The sequence below is a fragment of the Enterococcus sp. AZ091 genome (genome assembly GCF_051714805.1).
In the GTDB taxonomy this organism is placed as follows: Bacteria; Bacillota; Bacilli; order Lactobacillales; family Enterococcaceae; genus Enterococcus_D; species Enterococcus_D gallinarum.
This window is the reverse complement of record NZ_JBIOSO010000001.1, coordinates 737,147-757,762: the sequence shown is the minus strand read 5'-3', so window position 1 is coordinate 757,762 and position 20,616 is coordinate 737,147. Positions and strand designations below refer to the sequence as shown.

The following is a 20,616-nucleotide window of genomic DNA, read 5'->3' as shown; positions in this document are numbered from 1 at the left end:
CTAGAATCGCTGGTCTTTTATTTTTTGTTTTCTTTTGTCGATTTTTTTAAGGAATGGAGCTGTTTTTTAACCCTTGTAAAAAGAAAATTTTGGAAGAAAGCAAGGGGTGCTATTTTTTTTAGAAAAAATTTGCTACACTTTAGGCAAGAAAGAGGTGAGAAGTAAATGAAACTGACAATCAAGCAGATTGCTGAAATGGCAGGGGTATCTGTAACTACTGTTTCGCAAATTCTGAACAATAAAGGTAGCCGTTTCAGTGAAGAAACCCGCAAACGGGTACTGGATATCGTTAATAAGCACCATTATAAGCCAGATTTTTTTGCTTCGAATCTAATCAATCGCCACTCAAAAACGATCGGTATGATTGTTCCTGACGTTACGGATTTTTTCTTTTCTAAAATCATTGAAGGAGCAGAAAGCTATTTCAATCCATTGGGGTATATGCTGGTATTGTGTAACTCCCGACATAGCCAAGAAAAAGAAATACAATATTTGAGAGAGCTGTCTCATCGATCAGTGGATGGTATTCTTTTGGCAACACCGCATCAGCTGCCTGACGAGTATTCATTGAAGAGCGGTTTTTTTGATGACCGACCAATTATTCTCGTCGATCGGGGAATCAATCAAAGAGACAATGGCCGTTTGATTGTGAAAGAATACGAAGGCGCTTATCAAGCAGTCAGCTATCTGATCAATAATGGCCATCAAAACATCGGTATGCTAAAAGAAAGTACTGGTTATTATCAATTGGAAGAACGTTTCAATGGTTATCGTCATGCGTTGAAAGATCATCAGATCCCGTTTAAAGGGCGTTACGTGGAGTCGGCTGAGTTAACAGTGACCGGTGGATACGATGCCTGCAAGAAATTATTGAAATACCGCGAGCTTACGGCTATTTTTTGTGGGAATGATGCTATGGCGATCGGCTGTTATCAAGCAATCTATGAAGCAGGGAAAAAAGTGCCTGAGGATATTTCTGTGATTGGTTTTGACGCATTGAAGCTAACGGAATACATCACACCACCATTGACCACGGTGATGCAGCCAACCTTTGAGATTGGCTTTACGGCAGCGAAATTTTTGGTAGACGCCATCGAGTTTCCTTCTCGAAGAATTCCAAATAAGATTTTTGATACAAAATTAATTCTTCGTGAGAGCGTGAAGGCATTGACAATTGCGAAATAGTGCGGTATATTTCCAATTGTAAGTGTTTTCATAGTTTTGTTTTATATAGTAAACCGTTTTACTAAAGTGGTTTACCTACAAGAAAAATATTGTATAATGTCAGAGGAAGCGAGGGTCATTTTGATGCGAATGGTGGATTTAATTGAAAAGAAGCGTGACGGTAAGTCATTGACAAAGGAAGAGATCGACTACATTGTAACTGCGTATACTGAAGGAAGTATTCCAGATTATCAGATGAGTGCTTTGTTGATGGCTATTTTTTATGTGGATATGTCCGATGAAGAAATCACAAACCTAACTTTAGCTATGGCAAATTCTGGTGAAGTCATTGATCTTTCTTCAATCGAAGGCATCAAAGTAGATAAACATTCAACAGGGGGTGTCGGTGATACTACCACGTTGATTCTAGCACCACTAGTAGCAAGTGTTGGTGTGCCAGTTGCCAAGATGTCTGGTCGTGGACTTGGTTACACAGGCGGTACGCTGGATAAATTAGAATCAATTCCCGGGTTTCAGATTGAGATTGCAGAAGAAGAGTTTATTCGCCTCGTAAACGAAAGCAAAGTAGCGGTTATCGGTCAGTCGGGGGATTTGGCCCCTGCAGACAAAAAATTATATGCGTTGCGGGATGTCACAGCAACCGTAAGCTCGATTCCATTGATCGCTAGCTCGATCATGAGTAAGAAAATCGCAGCAGGTGCGGATGCCATCGTGTTAGATGTGACGACTGGTGACGGTGCTTTCATGAAGAAAATTGAGGATGCCAAACGCTTAGCACAAACGATGGTTCGGATTGGCAAATTAGCGAACCGTCAGACAATGGCAGTGATCTCAGATATGTCACAGCCGTTAGGCGAAGCCATTGGAAATAGTTTGGAAGTAGTGGAAGCTATTGAAACATTGCAAGGAAACGGTCCAGCTGATTTAGAAGAAATGTGTTATGCATTAGGCAGCCAAATGGTTGTTTTATCCCAAAAAGCAGAATCGTTGGAAGAAGCACGCGCATTATTGGAAGAGGCACTGCACTCTGGTAAAGCGTTGGCTAAATTTCGTGAAATGATCCGTAATCAAGGTGGCGATGATTCAGTGATCGATGATCCAAGCCAAATCTTGACTGCCAATTATCAAAGAGCATTACCAGCAAAAACTTCTGGCGTCGTAACTAAGATCGTTGCCAATGAACTAGGCATCGCAGCTATGATGTTAGGTGCCGGCCGCAAAACTAAAGAAGAAGACATCGATCACGCAGTAGGAATCAAACTGCATAAAAAAGTGGGAGAGTCTGTTGAGCAAGGTGAAGCACTGTTAACGATCTACAGCAACACAGAAGCCATCGATGATGTCATCGAATTGATCTATCAAAATATTGAAATCGGAGAAAGCGGCGGTGAGCCACCGTTGATCCATGAAATCATTACAGAATAAGGAGCGAGTGAAATGGAATTAAATCGCATGATCGACCACACTATTTTAAAGGCAGATGCAACAAAAGAAGATGTCTTGCGCATCATTGAAGAGGCAAAAACCTATCACTTTTATTCTGTCTGTATCAATCCTACTTGGGTAGCTTTGGCAGCAGAAGAATTAAAAGGTGAACCGACGGCTGTTTGTACCGTGATCGGCTTTCCTTTAGGTGCCAATACATCAGAAGTCAAAGCTTATGAAACGGCAGATGCCATCAAGAATGGTGCCGATGAAGTGGATATGGTCATTAATATTGGTGCCTTGAAATCAAAACAGTTCAAAAAAGTTCAAGCGGATATCGAAGCGGTTGTTGCAGCAGCTAAAGACAAAGCATTAGTGAAAGTCATTATTGAAACAGCACTTTTAGACAATGAAGAAATCGTAAAGGCCTGTGAATTAGCGAAAGCAGCAGGAGCTGATTTTGTCAAAACATCGACAGGATTCTCTACTGGCGGAGCGGTTGTTGCTGATGTCAAACTGATGCGTGAAACAGTGGGCCCTGAAATGGGTGTGAAAGCATCTGGCGGCATCCATAACGAAGCAGAAGCAGCAGCAATGGTCGAAGCAGGAGCAAATCGTTTAGGAACCAGTGCAAGTGTAGCAATCGTTACAGGGTCAACGGGGGCTGGCTACTAATTCAATAAAGTGAGGTTCATCATGACAAAAGCGAAAAAAGAGTGGATCGAAACGGCAGTTGCCGCATTAGACAAAGCTTACGTTCCTTATTCTAAATTTCCAGTTGGGGCCTGCTTGGTCACCAAAAAAGGAACCATCTATCAAGGCATCAATATCGAAAATGCTTCGTTTGGCTTAACGAATTGCGCGGAACGCACCGCATTTTTCAAAGCAATTTCAGAAGGCGAAAAAGACTTTCAACACTTAGTTGTTGCTGGTCATACGCCAGAGCCTATCTCACCTTGTGGCGCCTGCCGCCAAGTAATGGTTGAGTTCTGTCAGCCGGATATGCCAGTCACTCTTGTGGGAGACGATGGTATAATCAAAGAGACAACTGTCGAAGGGTTGCTGCCATATTATTTTACGAACAAAGATCTATAAACCATGTTCATTCAGTCGAAGCGGCTGTTGAAAAATAAAAACTATTTTATAGGGGGCTTTACAGCAATGAAAAAAGCAAAATTATTTAGTTTAGGAATTGTTGCAGTGGCTGGGTTGACACTACTTGGTGCATGTGGCAATGGAGGAAAGTCAGGTTCGACTGATTCAACAGGCGGCGGTTCTGCAGACGGCAAAACAGATGCAGCACACAGTGTAGCAATCGTTACCGATATCGGTGGTGTAGATGACCGTTCATTCAACCAATCTGCTTGGGAAGGTTTGGAAGCTTGGGGGAAAGAACATAACATCGCTCGCGGTGTTGGTGGATATGACTACGTTCAATCAAATGAAGCTTCAGAATATACAACAAACGTAAATGGTGCTGTCCAAAACGGATTCAAAACGATTTTTGGTGTCGGTTACTTATTGAAAGATTCAATTGAAGCAGCTGCAGCACAAAACCCTGATACTCAATTTGGGATTATCGATGATGTCATCGAAGGCAAAGACAATGTTGTTTCTGCAACCTTCAAAGACAACGAAGCAGCTTACTTAGCTGGTTTTGCAGCAGCTTATACAACAAAAACAAACAAAGTTGGCTTTATCGGCGGTGAAGAAGGTGTCGTAATCGACCGTTTTGAAGCTGGTTTTATCAAAGGTGTCGAAGATGCTTCTAAAGCATTAGGCAAAGAGATCAAAATTGATTCTCAATATGCAGCATCATTTGGTGACCCTGCAAAAGGGAAAGCCCTAGCAGCTTCAATGTACCAAGGCGGCGTTGACGTAATCTTCCATGCTTCAGGTGGTACTGGTGCTGGTGTCTTCCAAGAAGCAAAAGCAATCAATGAACAATTGAACGAAGCTGACCTTGCAGACAAAAAAGTTTGGGTTATCGGTGTAGATAGCGACCAACAAGACGAAGGTGCATACAAAACAAAAGACGGCAAAGAAGACAACTTCACATTGGCTTCAACACTTAAAGGTGTAGGCGCAGCCGTACAAGATATTTCAACACGTGCATTAGAAGATAACTTCCCTGGCGGCGAACACATCGTTTATGGTTTGAAAGACGGCGGTGTAGATATCACTGAAGGTTTCTTATCAGATGATGCAAAAGCAGCGATCGAAACAGCAAAACAAGATGTGATTGATGGCAAAGTTGAAGTGCCAGAAAAACCAGAAAAATAAGCAAGTTTTTTAAAACAATGAATTAAAAAAAGACAAGAAATTCTGAACGATAGTAGAGTTGAGCGATTCGCTATCGTTCAGATGCTCGTCTTGCTAATACATCTTTAGTGGTTAATGTCTTGATGAAAGCTGTTGAGTTTTCATGAGGATAATAACCATCCTAAGCATTAGCATTTATTTGTATTAAAAATTGTTGTGTCACTGAGTGTGAGAGCGAATTAGAAAGTAAGGATGTGAGAAACTTGGCTGAAGAAAAATATGTTGTAGAAATGCGCCATATCACCAAAGAGTTTGGAACCTTCAAAGCCAATGACGATGTCAACTTACAAGTAAGGCCGGGAGAAATCCACGCATTGCTTGGGGAAAACGGAGCTGGCAAGTCGACCTTGATGAATATGCTGTCCGGTTTGTTAGAACCGACATCAGGCGATATCTTGATGAATGGGGAGAAAGTGAATATTACTAGCCCTACAGCAGCTAATAAACTTGGCATTGGTATGGTTCATCAGCATTTTATGCTGGTTGACGCGTTTACTGTCACGGAAAATATCATTTTAGGAAGCGAACCAAATAAATTGGGTGTGTTAGACCGTAAAAAAGCCCGCAAAGAAATCAAACGGGTTTCTGAGCAATATGGCTTATCGGTTGACCCGGATGCTTATGTGCGAGACATCTCAGTCGGGATGGAACAGCGTGTGGAGATTCTAAAAACATTATACCGGGGTGCAGATGTACTGATTTTTGATGAACCAACTGCAGTACTGACACCACAAGAAATCGAAGAATTGATTGTCATTATGAGAGGACTTGTTCGGGAAGGAAAATCCATCATTTTGATTACTCATAAGTTGGATGAAATCAAAGCAGTAGCGGACCGTTGTACAGTGATTCGCCGAGGCAAAGGAATAGGTACAGTCAATGTCAAAGACGTAACGTCACAGCAATTGGCAGATATGATGGTTGGACGTTCTGTTTCCTTCAAAACACCGAAAAAACCTGCAGAACCAAAAGAAGTCGTCCTGTCTATCGAAAACTTAGTTGTAAAAGAAAATCGCGGCCTAGAGGCTGTTAAAGGCTTAAGTTTGGAAGTGCGGGCTGGGGAAGTTCTGGGGATTGCCGGAATAGATGGCAACGGACAGTCGGAATTGCTACAGGCAATCACAGGATTAAGAAAATCCGAAAGCGGCAAAGTCTTATTGAATGGTGACGACATTACAAATTTCAAACCTCGTAAAGTAACGGAGGCAGGTGTCGGGCATGTGCCGGAAGACCGTCATAAATATGGATTGGTTCTAGACATGATGCTTTCAGAGAACATTGCTTTACAAACGTATTATCAAAAACCGCTGAGCAATTATGGCGTGCTGGACTACGGGGAAATGAATGAATTTGCCCGTGGATTGATCCAAGAGTTTGATGTCCGTACAGTCAATGAGATTGTTCCTGCTCGTGCCCTCTCTGGCGGGAATCAGCAAAAGGCGATTATTGCACGGGAAATCAGCCGTGATCCGGATCTTTTGATCGTAGCGAACCCAACACGGGGCTTAGACGTAGGCGCAATTGAGTTTATCCATAAACGTTTGATCGAACAGCGGGACAAATTCAAAGCTGTCTTGTTAGTCAGCTTCGAATTAGATGAGATTTTGAACGTATCAGACCGAATCGCCGTTATCCATGCTGGTGAGATTGTTGGCGTCGTTGATCCGAAAGAGACATCAGAAAAAGAACTCGGATTACTAATGGCGGGTTATTCATTAGAAGAAGCCCGACGCGAGCTACAAATGGAGGAAGTAGGTGGTTCTGTTGAATAACCGCAAAGAAAAAATTCGGAACCTGCTTGTGCCGATCATTGCTGTTCTGCTTGGTTTTATCCTTGGTGGAATCATCATGGCGGCATTTGGCTACAGCCCAATCGATGGGTATCTTCAAATGTTCCGTACCGTATTTATCAATGGTCAAAGCGGCGGATTGAATGCTAGAAATATTGGTGAGATTTTCGTTACAGCTGGTCCACTGATTTTTACAGCTTTGGGATTCGCAGTAGCGAATTCTGCAGGATTCTTTAATATCGGTCTTTCTGGACAAGCATTAGCAGGATGGGTAGCAAGTATCTGGGTCGCATTGTCTATGCCAGATGCTCCTCGAATCATCGTGTTGCCTACCGCTATTCTTGTAGGGGCAGCCTGTGGTGCAATTGCTGCAGCTATTCCAGGTATCTTACGTGCCTTCTTTGGTACGAGTGAAGTTATCGTAACTATTATGATGAATTATATTTTATTGTATACAGGAAATCATATCGTCAATAACGTCATGAATGAATCCATGATCACAACAAAAGGTGTGACCAAAATGGTAGGCGACAATGCCTCTTTACAAACACCTTTCTTAGCAAATTTGACCAACAATTCCCGGTTAAACATTGGTATTTTCATGGCACTGATCTTCCTCGTGTTGATTTGGTTCATGATGAAGAAAACAACGTTAGGTTATGAGATTCGAGCAGTTGGTTTGAATCCAACCGCATCTGAGTATGCTGGGATGAGCAGCAAACGGACAATCATTATTTCAATGATCATCTCTGGAACATTAGCTGGATTAGGTGGCGTCGTTCAAGGTTTGGGAACTTTTGAAAACTTCTTCGTTCAAGGTTCGTCATTGAGTATTGGTTTTGATGGGATGGCAGTCTCATTATTAGGCAGCGGGTCTTCGATTGGGATTTTACTTTCTGCATTGCTGTTCAGTGTTCTTAAACTGGGCGGACAAGGAATGCAGTTTGCAGGGATTCCTTCAGAACTTGTTGATGTCGACATTGCGATCATCATCTTCTTCGTTGCAATCAGCTACGTGATTCGTTTTGTATTAGCTAAAATCTTTGATGGCAAAAAGGAAGTCGCTGTTGTCCAAGAAATTGAAGCAAAGCCAAATAATCAAGATCAGGAAGGAGGAACCATCTAATGAATATCAGTTTAATTTCTTCGATCGTCACACAAACGTTGATTTATGCTGCACCATTGATCCTGACTGCACTGGGCGGCGTTTTCTCAGAGCGAAGCGGGATCGTTAACGTAGGTCTTGAAGGAATCATGGTGATGGGTGCCTTCAGTTCGATCGTTTTCAATATTGAATTTGCGTCACAATTTGGTGCATGGACACCTTGGTTAGGAATGTTAGTCGGCGGGTTAGTAGGAATGGCCTTCTCACTGCTGCATGCTGTAGCCACCATCAACTTTAGAGCAGATCACATTATCAGTGGTACCGTAATGAATTTGATGGCGCCAGCGCTGGCTGTCTTCTTAGTTAAAGCCATCTATAACAAAGGGCAAACAGACAATATTCAACAAACATTAGGGTATTTCAATTTTCCTGTGTTGCGTGATATTCCTGTGATTGGTCCAATCTTCTTTAACCAAACGTTTTTACCTGCTTACTTTGCGATCTTGATTTCTGTGATTGCTTGGTTTGTCATCTTTAAAACACGATTTGGCTTACGGCTACGTTCCGTGGGTGAACACCCTCAGGCAGCAGATACCTTAGGAATCAATGTCTATGTGATGCGCTATTCTGGCGTGTTGATCTCCGGTTTCCTAGGCGGAATGGGTGGCGCGTTATTTGCCCAATCAATCGCTGGACGTTTTGCTGTAACAACGATTGCCGGTCAAGGGTTTATCTCAATGGCAGCAATGATCTTTGGTAAATGGAATCCGTTAGGTGCGATGGGCGCTGCAATTTTCTTCGGCTTTGCGCAAAACATCAGTATCGTTGGCGGACAATTGCCGATCATTTCCTCCATTCCAGCGGTTTATCTACAAGCAGCACCATATGCGTTAACAATTATTGTTCTAGTGCTGTTCCTTGGGAAAGCGGCAGGACCTAAAGCTAACGGTAAAAACTACATCAAATCTAAATAATTTTTTCTGTATGAAAGGGTGGGGCTATGGGACATGTTTGTGTTGCTGTGCCCTGCCCTTCTTTTTTGTGTAGCAGCAAGAAACCCAATATCTCAAACATCCTTAAAGGCAAATCTTTCTTATTTCTAGTATGATAAGAAAAGAATAACAATAAAAGAAAGTAGGGAAAAGAATGTTTAAACGTGTACATTTGATCGTAATGGATTCTGTAGGTATCGGTGAAGCGCCCGATGCAGAAAAATTTGGTGACGTTGGTTCTGATACATTAGGACATATCGCCAAAGAAGCTGGATTGACGATTCCTCATTTGGAACAGTTAGGTCTTGGTACGATCCGACCGCTGGATGGTGTCAAAAATGTAGCAGACCATGACGGCTATGCAACGAAACTAGAAGAAATCTCTGTCGGAAAAGATACCATGACTGGACACTGGGAAATCATGGGTTTGAATATTCAAAAACCGTTTCGTGTGTTTCCTGACGGATTTCCTCAAGAATTGCTGCAACAAATCGAAGAATTTTCTGGACGTAAAATCGTCTGCAACAAACCTTATTCCGGTACAGCAGTCATTGATGATTACGGTGAACACCAAATGAAAACAGGCGATTTGATCGTTTATACGTCTGCCGATCCAGTCTTGCAAATTGCAGCTCATGAAGAAATCATTCCGTTGGAAGAATTGTACCGCATTTGCCAATATGTGCGTGATATTACCAAAGATGAACCATATATGATCGGCCGCATCATTGCTCGCCCTTATGTTGGTGAACCAGGAAACTTCACCCGGACAAGCAACCGGCATGACTATGCACTGGATCCTTTTGGACACACAGTGTTGGATTCGTTGAAAGATGCTGGCAAAGACGTCATCGCTGTCGGAAAGATCAATGACATCTTCAATGGTCAAGGAATCACTGATTCAGTAAGAACAAAGAGCAATATGGATGGTGTGGATCAGCTATTGAATGTGATGAAGCAAGACTTTACCGGCCTAAGTTTTACTAATTTAGTTGATTTCGATGCGCTTTACGGCCATCGCCGGGATGTTGTCGGTTATGCTCATGCCATTGAAGATTTCGATTTAAGAATCCCAGAGATTCTGGATGCCATGGCTGACGATGATTTATTAATGATCACAGCCGATCACGGAAATGATCCAACCTTTACTGGGACTGATCATACAAGAGAATATGTACCATTATTGGTTTACAGCAAACAATTTAAAGGACAAGGCCAACTACCCCAAGGCCATTATGCCGATATTTCAGCAACAATTGCAGAAAACTTTGCAGTACCGGCAACAGAAAATGGGGAAAGCTTCCTAAATCATTTAAATTAGAGGTGGAGAAATGACAACATTACATGAGAAATTGCAGGAAACAACGACATTCATCAAGGAAAAAGGGGTAGGATCTATTGATTTTGGTTTGATCTTAGGTTCAGGATTAGGTGAATTAGCAGATGAGATTGAAAATCCAATTGTGCTGCCTTATAACGATATCCCTCATTTTCCAGTTTCAACAGTCGTCGGGCATGCCGGACAACTAGTTTATGGTACATTATCTGGAAAAAAAGTATTGGCGATGCAAGGTCGTTTCCATTACTATGAAGGACATTCCATGCAGACAGTTACTTACCCTGTTCGAGTAATGGCGGCCCTTGAAGCACATTCACTTGTTGTGACGAACGCATGCGGCGGAGTGAATGAAAGTTTCCAACCTGGTGATTTGATGTTGATCACGGATCAAATCAATTTCATGGGGGACAATCCATTGATTGGGGCTAACGAAGAAGAAATGGGACCACGATTCCCTGATATGAGCCAGGCTTATCATCCAAGCTACCGGGAAACAGCAAAACAAATTGCAGAAACAAAAGGTCTCCACTTAAAAGAAGGAGTTTACATGGGCTTTTCTGGGCCGACTTATGAAACACCTGCTGAAATTCGATTTGCTCGTACGATCGGTGCAGATGCTGTGGGTATGTCGACGGTTCCTGAGGTAATCGTAGCTGTTCATAGTGGCTTGAAAGTGTTGGGCGTTTCATGTATCACCAATCTAGCTGCTGGTATGCAAGCAAGCCTGAACCATGAAGAAGTCGTAGAGACAACAGAACGGGTCAAAGCCGAATTTAAAGCGCTGATCAAAGAAACTTTAGCGAATCTGTAAAACAAGCAAACCCAAAAAAAGAGCATAAAAGAGAAGTAGAAAAGGAGCGAAAAGATGAGCGTTCATATTGAAGCAAAAGCTGGCGAGATTGCTGATAAGATTTTATTACCTGGCGATCCTCTACGCGCAAAATACATTGCAGAAACATTTTTAGAAGACCCGATCTGTTATAACAATGTCCGAGGGATGCTCGGTTATACCGGTGTCTACAAAGGTGAGCGAGTATCAGTACAAGGAACTGGTATGGGGATGCCTTCTGCGACCATTTATGCCCATGAATTGATCAATTCTTATGGCGTAAAAAAATTGATTCGTGTCGGCACTTGTGGCGCGATTTCTAAAGATGTTCATGTTCGGGACTTAGTGATCGCCCAAGCTGCAGCGACAAGTTCTTCCATGGTAGCAAAGAATTTTCAAAGTTTTCATTTTCCGCCAATCGCAGATTTCGACTTGTTGCGTAAAGCGTATGATACAGCGATTGCATCCGGCTTTACCACCCACGTTGGGAACATTTTATCGGAAGATACTTTCTATAAAGATGATATGGCAGAAACAGTGGAATTGGCTGATCTTGGTGTATTAGGTGTTGAGATGGAGGCCGCTGCGCTTTACTATTTAGGAGCAAAATTCCACGTACAGACCTTAGCGATCTGCACAGTCAGTGATCATATCATCACTGGAGAAGAAACAACAGCGGAAGAGAGACAAACAACATTCAATGATATGATCAAAGTTGGCTTAGAAACAGCTATCTCCTAATCCTTTTTCTTATCCTACAGCCTACAAAAAATTTTTTATTCCTGTATCGCTTTCTGATTGACTCCTTAGACAATGGGAGCCAGTCAGAAAGTGATTTTTTGTTAAATGATTGATTGAATCTTTCTAGCTAGTTGGAATAGTTGCACTTTTGGACGAAAATGGTTTAATTAAAGAAAAGGAGGTTGGAGCATGAATAATTTTACTTTTCAGGTGACAACGGATATACGTTTTGGGAAAGATCGGTTAAATGAGTTGCCGGAAGTATTGAATACTTTCGGAAAAAATGTCCTATTGGTCTATGGCGGCGGCAGTATCAAAAAAAGCGGACTTTATGATCAAGTCATGGCGCAATTGCAAAACAATGACAATCAAGTAACAGAATTAGCAGGAGTTGAACCAAACCCTCGGATTGAAACAGTAGCAAAAGGGGCAGAACTCTGCCGCACTGAAAAAATTGATGTGATTCTTGCAGTCGGAGGCGGCTCCGTGATTGATTGCAGCAAAGTGATCGCAGGTGCTGCTTGCAGTGAGGAAGATCCTTGGACTTTAGTGACTAAACGCAGCTACCAAGGGCCAGCATTGCCATTAGTTACGGTTTTGACATTAGCTGCAACTGGTAGTGAAATGAATCGGGGAGCAGTTATCACGAACCTTACAGCGAAACAAAAATTAGGGGTCCACGGTCCTAATTTCTTGCCGAAGGTTTCTTTCTTAGATCCCACCTGGACCTTTAGCGTCAATCGCTATCAAACAGCGGCTGGTTCTGCAGATATTATGAGTCATCTGATCGAAAACTACTTTAGTACAACAGAGAATACGGATGTACAAGATGGCATCGCAGAAGGGCTGTTGAAAGCGGTAATCACAAACTTGCCGATTGCTTTGGATACCCCAGATGACTATGATGCTCGGGCAAACTTGATGTGGGCAAGTACATTGGCGTTAAATGGGTTGACAGGTAGTGGGAAAGCCGGTGCATGGTCGTGCCATCCAAAGGAACATGAGTTGAGTGCTTTTTATGATATTACTCATGGGATCGGCTTAGCCATCTTGACGCCCCGCTGGATGCTTCATGTGTTGAATGAGACAACAGCACCTAAGTTGGCTCGCTTTGCCCGTGAAGTATTCCAAGTAGAAGAAGCGGTCCCAGAAATGGCAGCCCGGATGGGGATTCAAAAGTTATACGATTTCTTCCTTGCTTGTGGGATCCCAATGACTTTACCAGAAGTGGGAATCGAAGATGATCGTCATTTTGAAGAAATGGCCAAGCAAGCAGTAGCATTTAGTTCAATTGCGACAAATGCCTACGTACCGTTGACAGAATCTGATGTCATTGCCATTTATCAAGAGGCTTTGACCCCTTCAGAGTATCTCTAAATAAAGAAACCCTGACAGAATAGACAAATAATCGGTAGGGTAATTGGTATCCTACCGATTATTTGTCTGTCTACTTCTATCAAAGAATTATCTTGAATAATGGATACGGCGCAAGATCTCTTGTGCGATCACACCATGTCCGGCGATTGTTGGATGGACACCATCTTCCCCAGTATAATAAGATGAATGTTTTTTGACAGTACGTTCAGCGAATAAGCCGTCTAAAGGAAGGTAGTCACAACCAAATTCAGCAGCTAGTTCACGAATGGAATGGATCTTGGGATCCAAATCCTTCCGCCATTGTTTGCGATCTGATGGATAAGGAAGAACAAATGGCTCTAAAAGCAGGATTTTCTTGATCCCACTTTCGGTCACTTGCTGCAAAAATTGCCGATAATCACTAGCAAATGTAGCGGTTGCTTCGGGTGTGCCGAAAGAGGAGGTGCCAATATTGTGCCAGGTATCATTGATACCGATCAAGAAAATCAGTAGATCTGGCTTTAAATCAATGCAGTCTTCCTCGATGCGATTTAAGATATCGCGAATTTTATTCCCACTAATGCCGCGGTTAACAAATGACAAGTTTGCATCTGGGTATTCTGCAGCTAGATGGGCTGCCACAAAGGCGGGAAATCCTTTTCCCAGATCCGTAGCATCGAGTCGATCACGGCCGCAGTCGGTGATGCTATCTCCAAGAAATAGTAGCGTATCATTTTTACAGAGTGTGGTCATCATTCCAAGCTCCTTTCGTATGCGGTTTCAATTATAACGAATATTTCTCAGGAAACCAATCAAAAAAAGACTGTGCCGTCAGTCAGGAAGAATACTCTTGCTCTGACTTGCAGCACAGCCTTGGCTGTTAATGATTATAAGTAATATTTTTTCGCAACTGTTAGATCATCGTTCAATTCATAAACAAGCGGTTGACCTGTTGGAATTTCAAGATCCATGATGTCTTCATCAGAGATACCTTCGATGTGTTTTGCTAACGCACGTAGAGAGTTTCCGTGAGCGGCAACTAAAACAGTTTTGTTGTCTTTCAATGCAGGTGCGATTTCATCTTGCCAGAAAGGTAATGCACGTTCTAGCGTTACTTTCAAGTTTTCGCCGCCAGGTACGTCGCGAGGATCAAGCATTGCATAACGACGATCGTTTGCTGCAGAACCTTCATCAGATGCATCCATCAATGGAGGCAATACATCGTAGGAACGACGCCAGATGTGAACTTGTTCGTCTCCGTATTTTTCAGCAGTTTCTTTTTTGTTCAATCCTTGTAGTTTACCGTAGTGACGTTCGTTCAAACGCCAAGATTTGATTGTGGGCACCCATAGTTGATCAGAATATTCTAAAATGTAGTTACAAGTTTTGATGGCACGAGTTAATACAGATGTGTAGGCAACATCGAATTCGATGCCGGCTTCTTTGATTTTACGTCCGCCCTCGATTGCTTCTTCGACACCTTCTGGCGCTAAATCTACATCGGCCCAACCAGTAAATTGGTTCAATTTATTCCATTCGCTTAGTCCGTGACGAGAAAATACTAATTTTGGCATGTAAAACTCTCCTTTTAGATATTAGATATTTTTCTGAAATTTTCAATTCCCTGTTTATTGTACACTTTTTCGCAAAGAATTTCTACGTATTTAGCGTAAAACCTTGTTTTTAATCCAGACATTTCCTGATCAATCCTGAACTGACCTAAAAGTTGATATATAAGCATTCTCACAATATTACATTTTCTCATTTAAGCTAATTTTCCAGACAAAGTATGGTCAAAGTATGGTCATTTTAAAATTAATTTTACGTTTCAACTTTTTCTGATACAATAAAGAAAAAATGAAATGAGGGGTATCGTGGAAAGTAAAGGTCAACGTATCGTCACTTGTCCAAACTGTGGAAGCAACAAGGTAAAAGTGACTACTGCAGGGGCGTCCGGGTGTGCTGGATTTGGTTTTGGGTTTATATTAATAGTAGGCGGTATCTGGATTCCGGTAATTGGATGGTTTGTATTGATTCCGCTCGGTGGCATGATTATGCTTGTTTCACTTATTGCCCCGATGTTCGCTAAAAATGCTTCTGTTACGTGCCAAGAATGTGAGCATAAATTTAGTATCAGTAAAGAGAAAATGCAAAAATATAATCGATATATCAACAAATAATAAAAAAAGCCCTCCTACTCAATTGAGTAAGAGAGTCATCTATGTACCTTGTAGGACTCGAACCTACGACCGGACGGTTATGAGCCGTCTGCTCTGGCTAACTGAGCTAAGGGTACGAAACAACCCACTCCGAAGAGTGGGCTTCCCTGAAAGGAGATTAATGAAAAAATTGTTTATTGGGTAATTTGATTTTAAAATATAAAATGAATTTTTTCAATACGACCTTACCAAAAATCAGCGTTTTCAGTAAAATCAACAAGTAGTCTTTAGGCGATGAAAAATTATTGATTATTTTTTTTACCGATGATATTCTTAATACAATAGAAAGGGGAGAAATAATATGGCCAATACATCTATCAAATGTACAGAAATGGTTTTTACTGACTCTAAAAGCTATAACCGATTTATGGATAGTATTTTTGGCAAAGATAAACAATTTACAAATGAAAATGCAAAAAAAACAGCAAAAAGAGTGAATGCTATTAAAACACTCAATATCGATGGAAAATCTTACAAAATCTAAGAGGTTACTAAAATCATATGTTTATTGATAATGAAGTACAAATTAAGAAGATTTCAAACATTGATGACGAAGAAAAAGCCTTAGTACAGGCTTTTTCTTGTGGAAAACCTCATATTGATGATTACTTGAAAAAATGATGCTCTAGAAGATTTACTATTTGGCATTACAAAAACTTTTCTATTTTTTATGGAAATTAAAGGTAACAAACAATTAGTGGGGTATTTCACCTTAACAACTGATAGAGTTCTGGTTACTAATAAGTCAAACATACATAAAAATTTAAAAAAATGGGATAATCCTGTAAAACGACAGTCTATACCAGGGATTCAAATTCATCATTTTGCTGTAAAAAAAGAATTGCAAAAACAGAATTATGGTATCAATTTAATGTTTTATATTTTTTCGTTTATAAAATATACAATTTTGCCTCATGTTGGCTCATGCTTAATCACAGTTCAAAGTGAAAAAGATGTCCAGAATTTCTATAAAAAAATAGGATTTGAAAAAACTGGTGAAACTAGAGATTGTAACATTAGTATGGCCTACACAACTAATCAGCTTTTTATCGAAGATTAAAAGATATTCCCTTGAATATCTTTTTTTATTATGTACAAGCCCGCCGAAGCGGGCTATTTTTATTTCTAGGAAATACTTCCCCAATTTGATAACGTGCCAATTGCGATATATCCCTTTTTATATGAATCTGTTCGCGGTTGAACACCCCAAATGTAACCGGAACCAGTCACAATATCATCAAATTTTACCGTATTCCCTTTTTTCAATGTTGCAATAATTTTTCCACTTGTGCTTGCGCTAGCTCGCAAATGAACATTGTTTTTTAAAGTTACAGTTTTCATTTTGATTTTTCCTCCTGTCGATGCATTAGATGTATTATTAGTTTTTTGATTTGAATTATTAGTAGAAGTCTTACCAAAAAAATAATCAAATCCTTTGCGGACAATACGATTCAAATCAAGCGAACCAGAATATCCACTTAGTTTGCCGTTTGACGTGTATTGATGGATATCATAATTAGAAGTAGCTGTGGGATTCGAACCGTTATATTGACCATTATTTGATCCATATGTTGGAATCCAAATACCATCAAATTTTGAAGTATCTAAATTAAAACTAGCATATAAGTGATTGGCAATATATGCCCCTACTTTTTTTGCACCTAGAGATTTTAATTTAGCTCTGTACTTTTCAACACCAGTTCTCATATCGCTCATTGACTTTTCTTCTACGTCAAGCCACCAGAATGTTGGATTATATGCTTTCGCACGGTTGTAGAAGTCAGTAGCCTCTTTCTCCATGTCCGAATTAGAAATTCCTCGAACCCATGCATATACCGCTACTGGAATCCCACGTTTTTGAAACTCCGCAATATGTGTTTTATAGTGTTTGTCGATATAGTTTGATCCATATTGGATCCGAACAATTACACCATCTACAGATTTTGCTAACTGATCATAGTTAATGCTTGATGGCACTTGCCATTCGCTGATATCTAGTATAATTGGCGTTGGAATAGTCATTTTTTTAACATCCTTTCCATTTCTTTCATCGCTGCCTCTCTCTGCAATATCTCAATTTGTTCTCTTGGTAAATCTTCCTTAAAAAACCATCTGACAACTGATATAGCCTCTAAAAAAAGATAAAGGATAAATCTCATTCCTCATCCTTCTTTTCTGTAAATTCCTGCCCATCTCCATAATCTTTCTCTGAATTAGTATTCTTAACACTTGGATTAGTATTTGTATCTTGTAACTTCGACAATCTTTCTTTGACCCAATTTGGAATCGGTACACCTAATTGACCTAAGTTCTCAGTAATTGAAACCCCATAGACTGCGATATAAAAAAAGACGAATGCAGTCGCAAACGTCTCAAGACTCATAATCTTTAAATACGGGTAAGCAATAATTACTAAGCAGACAACTAACATGTGTTTAACGATTCCTAACAACCCTTTTGTGCTATTCGCATCTTTCACAAAAATCCCTTTACACAGACCTGTAACAATATCACCTACTACAACCCACAAAAAAAGTTGAATATATCCATTGGTTAACAATCCACGAAATTCGTTCAGTAACATTCCATTATTAATAATCACCATATTAACCACCTTTTCTTTTATTAAAAAAGCAACCGGCTAGAAAGCCCATTGCTCCTGATACGACATACCCATTTAATTTGTTTCTTCCGGCTTTTTTACTTCTTCTACAATTTTCGCAACATCTTCTCGCAAAACATCTGGCACGCTTTCGATAGTTCGTTTCCCTTCAATTACGTGTTTTGCATACAACATTTTCAATGCTGAAAATTCCATCTATCACTCCGCCTTTACTTTGAGAAAATATAATCTGATATTTCCATGAGCGCAGTTTGAAATGATTCAGATTCTGCTTGCATGGACTTAACTATCCGTTTCAATTCTTCATTTTCTAATTCTAGTTTTTCAATTTCGGTTGTCTCTTGGTCGCTTATCTTCTTCCATTGGTTATCTTTCCATTCGAATATTCCGTGACCAGCTGGAGGTTCCGTATTTATTTGATTCGGGCCAATATGTTCAACCCATAGAACTGACTTGAAAATATTTGAATCTGACACTTCGCAAACTCTAAACTTTTTCGAACCTTCGATCCACTTTTTCCCATCCCATTTTGGCGTATAAAGACCAGGAGGGCATTGTTCAACTATCGTATTTTCACAAATTTGTTCAACCCAATCTTCTTTAACAAGAAAGCCATTTTCATCAATAATTCTTACAAATGTTTTTGCCAACTTCAGGCACCTCCATCAAACGTACACACAAAAGAATATTTACCTAAGTAACTTAAAGTAGATCCTTTTGCTACCCGAATATTTCCGTCGTTTGCACTAATATAAAAACCATTATTGATCACTTTGCCAGTTTCTGTTTCTATAGCATTTATAGGCATATTTTTCCTTGGTCTGTTCCCTCCCGGAAGTGTTGCAATGGGAGTTATTTCTGTTACATTACCCCCAACTAAGTCTGCATAAACTGAAACTTTTCCTGTGTCATCTTTTCGATAAGAAACATTGCCTGTCCAAGCACTGATCACAGTCAGTGCTTGATAAGCTACTTGAGCACGTCTTGCTTTACCAACCAAAAACTCAACAGGTTCTTGTTCGCTATAAGTAGATTGATTATCTATATGACCCTGAGCAATGGAATAATCTGTTATCACAACGGAGGAACGCTCCTTAAGTCTTACTTTCGATTTGAAGGTCAAAGCATTATTAAACAGAGTACCAATTTTGATATACATAGAATTTGTCAATTCAACAATTGCGTCAGTATCACTCGCCATCGTCGGTAAAGATAAACCTTCAATTACACCAAATTCACATCCGTTGCACTTGACTGGATTAATACAATTTTCTGCACCATTAGAAATCAAGGAAAACCCTTTCGTTCTTACAAGTTGATAGCCTATAGACGAATGATCTACGCCACATGACGTAAAACTAGAATAGGTCATAAGTTCTACATGAAAGCCAGAAGATGCCGCATTTATAGAATAGCAATTTTGAAAACTAACGGATGTTCCTTGAACACTATTATCCACATCCCCAGCTACATAAAACCCTGAACCACCAGAATTTTGCACCTCAACTCCGCTTAAATATGCCATCCAAGCAATCGCATGGATTCCTTCATTTTTCGGCTGAAGAATTCGTAGTTTATCTATCTTGATTCTAGAAATAAATTTTTCACTTTTGATCCCGTATTTACTGACACCTTTGCAATGAATGTAACCTTTATTGACAGTAAAATTTCTGACTCCTTCCTCAATAAAAATTACTGAATCCACTTCTATTCCTGAAGCTAAGTAACCATTGTCCACTTCGACATCGCCGTTCGTTTCAAATTCTAACTCTATACTGTTTTTGTTTATTACTAGTTGTTTATCTTCGTAATCGGGATGTGTCGTATTAAACAAATAATTTTTTTTTGGTCTAGGAATGACAATTTTCCCACCAGCTTCTGGTAAATAGTCTATAGCTGCTTGAAATGCTGGCAGATCGTCATGCACACCATCGCCAACTGCACCAAACCATTTTACATTTATTCCTCTTTCAAGGTTCTCGTTATAGACTCGTTTCATAAAACTCGAATCATCAAAACTCCTGAAGTCTTCATTTAAGCCTATTTGTTGATCTAATCGTGCTGGTAAATCCGGATAGGTTTTTGAACCACCTGCTGGTTTTCTTGATCTAATCAACTCACTTAAAATCTGCCCTCCTGGATCGACAGACTCTAGAATCTCCTTGTTTTGTTCCACAAATTCTTCCCAGTCTGTCTTGCCTGTAGCGATGTATTCATTAAACAATCGAATCAAATCTTCAATTGTCCAAACATAGGTTGACCCATCTTTGGTAATTTCTTTAATACCATCACTATAAATATTTTTAGTGACTTCGTAAGTAAAATCACGAGTAGAGAATTGTTGCTCGTAGGTGTGATCATCAACCATTTTCCTGAAACTGAAATAACCAGTTTGACGACCCAAAACTTGCCAGTCTTCAGATCGAAATGTATATTCGAGTTTTCCTTTTTTCGGATCAGTCATTTCATCTTCCGTTAATTTTTGTTCAACGATACCTAACCCCGGCGTTTGCCCAATTCTTGCACAAAAGAAGACTTGGAGACCATCGTAAGATTTCGGGATTGCATCTTCTAATGCTTGTACAACGAGGGTCTGTGTTCCCTCGTCAGCTTGTCTTATTTTTAGTAACCCAATATTATTATTAGGTTCACTTACGTTCAGTGCAACTGGATACCTCACAGCCAAATCA

Annotated in this window: 23 protein-coding genes and 1 tRNA gene; 15 read left to right on the top strand and 9 right to left on the bottom strand. The window is 40.3% G+C overall.

Annotated features, from left to right (window positions below):
* Positions 1-165: 165 nt before the first annotated feature.
* The 12 genes from IGJ28_RS03945 (at position 166) to IGJ28_RS03890 (ending at position 13,105) form a co-directional block, all read left to right on the top strand.
* Positions 166-1,185, top strand: a complete 1,020-nt coding sequence (locus IGJ28_RS03945) for a LacI family DNA-binding transcriptional regulator (RefSeq protein WP_003127935.1) — start codon at positions 166-168, stop codon at positions 1,183-1,185.
* Positions 1,186-1,308: 123 nt separating this feature from the next.
* Positions 1,309-2,610 carry a pyrimidine-nucleoside phosphorylase gene (locus tag IGJ28_RS03940; protein ID WP_438845429.1) on the top strand — a complete coding sequence of 434 codons (1,302 nt, stop codon included), beginning with the start codon at positions 1,309-1,311 and terminating at the stop codon, positions 2,608-2,610.
* 12 nt (positions 2,611-2,622) lie between these two features.
* Complete coding sequence (gene deoC, locus IGJ28_RS03935; RefSeq protein WP_005470021.1) at positions 2,623-3,285, top strand: deoxyribose-phosphate aldolase; 663 nt, start codon at positions 2,623-2,625, stop codon at positions 3,283-3,285.
* A 21-nt stretch (positions 3,286-3,306) separates the two neighbouring features.
* Positions 3,307-3,705, top strand: coding sequence for a cytidine deaminase (locus IGJ28_RS03930; RefSeq protein WP_003127939.1), 399 nt, complete (start codon positions 3,307-3,309; stop codon positions 3,703-3,705).
* Positions 3,706-3,771: 66 nt separating this feature from the next.
* Positions 3,772-4,893 (top strand): BMP family lipoprotein, encoded by a 1,122-nt coding sequence (locus IGJ28_RS03925; RefSeq protein WP_003127940.1) that lies wholly within the window; start codon positions 3,772-3,774, stop codon positions 4,891-4,893.
* A 269-nt stretch (positions 4,894-5,162) separates the two neighbouring features.
* Positions 5,163-6,704 carry an ABC transporter ATP-binding protein gene (locus tag IGJ28_RS03920; RefSeq protein WP_369915288.1) on the top strand — a complete coding sequence of 514 codons (1,542 nt, stop codon included), beginning with the start codon at positions 5,163-5,165 and terminating at the stop codon, positions 6,702-6,704.
* On the top strand, positions 6,697-7,848 hold the full coding sequence (locus tag IGJ28_RS03915) for an ABC transporter permease (RefSeq protein WP_156247658.1): 1,152 nt from the start codon (positions 6,697-6,699) through the stop codon (positions 7,846-7,848). The genes IGJ28_RS03920 and IGJ28_RS03915 overlap by 8 nt, the downstream gene beginning before the upstream one ends.
* Positions 7,848-8,801: an ABC transporter permease gene (locus IGJ28_RS03910; protein WP_103301336.1), complete on the top strand. Its 954-nt coding sequence runs from the start codon at positions 7,848-7,850 to the stop codon at positions 8,799-8,801. The genes IGJ28_RS03915 and IGJ28_RS03910 overlap by 1 nt, the downstream gene beginning before the upstream one ends.
* 172 nt (positions 8,802-8,973) lie before the next feature.
* Positions 8,974-10,140, top strand: coding sequence for a phosphopentomutase (deoB, locus tag IGJ28_RS03905; RefSeq protein ID WP_005470022.1), 1,167 nt, complete (start codon positions 8,974-8,976; stop codon positions 10,138-10,140).
* A 10-nt stretch (positions 10,141-10,150) separates the two neighbouring features.
* Positions 10,151-10,969, top strand: coding sequence for a purine-nucleoside phosphorylase (locus IGJ28_RS03900; protein WP_005470023.1), 819 nt, complete (start codon positions 10,151-10,153; stop codon positions 10,967-10,969).
* A gap of 54 nt (positions 10,970-11,023) precedes the next feature.
* The gene (gene deoD / locus IGJ28_RS03895) at positions 11,024-11,728 is read left to right on the top strand and encodes a purine-nucleoside phosphorylase (protein ID WP_003127946.1); all 705 of its coding nucleotides are present in this window, start codon (positions 11,024-11,026) and stop codon (positions 11,726-11,728) included.
* A 189-nt stretch (positions 11,729-11,917) separates the two neighbouring features.
* Positions 11,918-13,105, top strand: coding sequence for an iron-containing alcohol dehydrogenase (locus IGJ28_RS03890; protein ID WP_252712253.1), 1,188 nt, complete (start codon positions 11,918-11,920; stop codon positions 13,103-13,105).
* 87 nt (positions 13,106-13,192) lie between these two features.
* Here the strand turns inward: IGJ28_RS03890 and IGJ28_RS03885 are convergent, their stop codons facing one another.
* Both IGJ28_RS03885 and gpmA read right to left on the bottom strand, forming a co-directional pair.
* The gene (locus IGJ28_RS03885) at positions 13,193-13,837 is read right to left on the bottom strand and encodes an SGNH/GDSL hydrolase family protein (RefSeq protein WP_438845191.1); all 645 of its coding nucleotides are present in this window, start codon (positions 13,835-13,837) and stop codon (positions 13,193-13,195) included.
* Positions 13,838-13,971: 134 nt separating this feature from the next.
* Entirely contained in the window at positions 13,972-14,658 is a 687-nt protein-coding gene (gene gpmA, locus IGJ28_RS03880) for a 2,3-diphosphoglycerate-dependent phosphoglycerate mutase (protein WP_003127950.1), read from the bottom strand.
* A gap of 300 nt (positions 14,659-14,958) precedes the next feature.
* Between gpmA and IGJ28_RS03875 the strand changes: the two genes are divergently transcribed.
* Positions 14,959-15,264, top strand: a complete 306-nt coding sequence (locus tag IGJ28_RS03875; RefSeq protein ID WP_438845190.1) for a hypothetical protein — start codon at positions 14,959-14,961, stop codon at positions 15,262-15,264.
* A 42-nt stretch (positions 15,265-15,306) separates the two neighbouring features.
* On the opposite strand, the gene IGJ28_RS03870 is transcribed toward IGJ28_RS03875, so the two are convergent.
* Positions 15,307-15,380: transfer RNA gene (locus tag IGJ28_RS03870), tRNA-Ile, on the bottom strand.
* A gap of 224 nt (positions 15,381-15,604) precedes the next feature.
* Between IGJ28_RS03870 and IGJ28_RS03865 the strand changes: the two genes are divergently transcribed.
* Positions 15,605-15,787, top strand: coding sequence for a hypothetical protein (locus IGJ28_RS03865; RefSeq protein ID WP_137264353.1), 183 nt, complete (start codon positions 15,605-15,607; stop codon positions 15,785-15,787).
* Between the two features lie 186 nt (positions 15,788-15,973).
* Positions 15,974-16,363, top strand: a complete 390-nt coding sequence (locus IGJ28_RS03860; RefSeq protein ID WP_438845189.1) for a GNAT family N-acetyltransferase — start codon at positions 15,974-15,976, stop codon at positions 16,361-16,363.
* 65 nt (positions 16,364-16,428) lie between these two features.
* Here IGJ28_RS03860 and IGJ28_RS03855 read toward each other — a convergent pair whose 3' ends face one another.
* The 6 genes from IGJ28_RS03855 to IGJ28_RS03830 all read right to left on the bottom strand — a co-directional run bounded on the left by IGJ28_RS03855 (position 16,429) and on the right by IGJ28_RS03830 (position 20,606).
* Positions 16,429-17,325, bottom strand: a complete 897-nt coding sequence (locus IGJ28_RS03855; RefSeq protein ID WP_438845188.1) for a GH25 family lysozyme — start codon at positions 17,323-17,325, stop codon at positions 16,429-16,431.
* Complete coding sequence (locus IGJ28_RS03850; RefSeq protein ID WP_242387342.1) at positions 17,322-17,462, bottom strand: hypothetical protein; 141 nt, start codon at positions 17,460-17,462, stop codon at positions 17,322-17,324. The genes IGJ28_RS03855 and IGJ28_RS03850 overlap by 4 nt, the downstream gene beginning before the upstream one ends.
* Positions 17,459-17,908 (bottom strand): phage holin family protein, encoded by a 450-nt coding sequence (locus IGJ28_RS03845; RefSeq protein WP_438845187.1) that lies wholly within the window; start codon positions 17,906-17,908, stop codon positions 17,459-17,461. The genes IGJ28_RS03850 and IGJ28_RS03845 overlap by 4 nt, the downstream gene beginning before the upstream one ends.
* 72 nt (positions 17,909-17,980) lie before the next feature.
* Positions 17,981-18,121 carry a CD1375 family protein gene (locus IGJ28_RS03840; protein ID WP_252712492.1) on the bottom strand — a complete coding sequence of 47 codons (141 nt, stop codon included), beginning with the start codon at positions 18,119-18,121 and terminating at the stop codon, positions 17,981-17,983.
* Between the two features lie 14 nt (positions 18,122-18,135).
* A complete protein-coding gene (locus IGJ28_RS03835) occupies positions 18,136-18,576 on the bottom strand; it encodes a hypothetical protein (protein ID WP_438845186.1) in 441 nt (146 codons plus the stop codon).
* Between the two features lie 2 nt (positions 18,577-18,578).
* Positions 18,579-20,606 (bottom strand): BppU family phage baseplate upper protein, encoded by a 2,028-nt coding sequence (locus tag IGJ28_RS03830; RefSeq protein WP_438845428.1) that lies wholly within the window; start codon positions 20,604-20,606, stop codon positions 18,579-18,581.
* Positions 20,607-20,616 lie beyond the last annotated feature (10 nt).

Bases quoted from the DNA above. Each gene is read 5' to 3' on its own strand.
- IGJ28_RS03945 (WP_003127935.1), top strand. From the start codon at position 166: ATGAAACTGACAATCAAGCAGATTGCTGAAATGGCAGGGGTATCTGTA.
- deoC (WP_005470021.1), top strand. From the start codon at position 2,623: ATGGAATTAAATCGCATGATCGACCACACTATTTTAAAGGCAGATGCA.
- deoD (WP_003127946.1), top strand. From the start codon at position 11,024: ATGAGCGTTCATATTGAAGCAAAAGCTGGCGAGATTGCTGATAAGATT.
- IGJ28_RS03865 (WP_137264353.1), top strand. From the start codon at position 15,605: ATGGCCAATACATCTATCAAATGTACAGAAATGGTTTTTACTGACTCT.
- deoB (WP_005470022.1), top strand. From the start codon at position 8,974: ATGTTTAAACGTGTACATTTGATCGTAATGGATTCTGTAGGTATCGGT.
- IGJ28_RS03940 (WP_438845429.1), top strand. From the start codon at position 1,309: ATGCGAATGGTGGATTTAATTGAAAAGAAGCGTGACGGTAAGTCATTG.
- IGJ28_RS03885 (WP_438845191.1), bottom strand. From the start codon at position 13,837: ATGACCACACTCTGTAAAAATGATACGCTACTATTTCTTGGAGATAGC.
- IGJ28_RS03850 (WP_242387342.1), bottom strand. From the start codon at position 17,462: ATGAGATTTATCCTTTATCTTTTTTTAGAGGCTATATCAGTTGTCAGA.
- IGJ28_RS03890 (WP_252712253.1), top strand. From the start codon at position 11,918: ATGAATAATTTTACTTTTCAGGTGACAACGGATATACGTTTTGGGAAA.
- IGJ28_RS03855 (WP_438845188.1), bottom strand. From the start codon at position 17,325: ATGACTATTCCAACGCCAATTATACTAGATATCAGCGAATGGCAAGTG.
- IGJ28_RS03925 (WP_003127940.1), top strand. From the start codon at position 3,772: ATGAAAAAAGCAAAATTATTTAGTTTAGGAATTGTTGCAGTGGCTGGG.
- gpmA (WP_003127950.1), bottom strand. From the start codon at position 14,658: ATGCCAAAATTAGTATTTTCTCGTCACGGACTAAGCGAATGGAATAAA.
- IGJ28_RS03860 (WP_438845189.1), top strand. From the start codon at position 15,974: ATGGAAATTAAAGGTAACAAACAATTAGTGGGGTATTTCACCTTAACA.
- IGJ28_RS03930 (WP_003127939.1), top strand. From the start codon at position 3,307: ATGACAAAAGCGAAAAAAGAGTGGATCGAAACGGCAGTTGCCGCATTA.
- IGJ28_RS03920 (WP_369915288.1), top strand. From the start codon at position 5,163: ATGCGCCATATCACCAAAGAGTTTGGAACCTTCAAAGCCAATGACGAT.
- IGJ28_RS03910 (WP_103301336.1), top strand. From the start codon at position 7,848: ATGAATATCAGTTTAATTTCTTCGATCGTCACACAAACGTTGATTTAT.
- IGJ28_RS03845 (WP_438845187.1), bottom strand. From the start codon at position 17,908: ATGGTGATTATTAATAATGGAATGTTACTGAACGAATTTCGTGGATTG.
- IGJ28_RS03900 (WP_005470023.1), top strand. From the start codon at position 10,151: ATGACAACATTACATGAGAAATTGCAGGAAACAACGACATTCATCAAG.
- IGJ28_RS03840 (WP_252712492.1), bottom strand. From the start codon at position 18,121: ATGGAATTTTCAGCATTGAAAATGTTGTATGCAAAACACGTAATTGAA.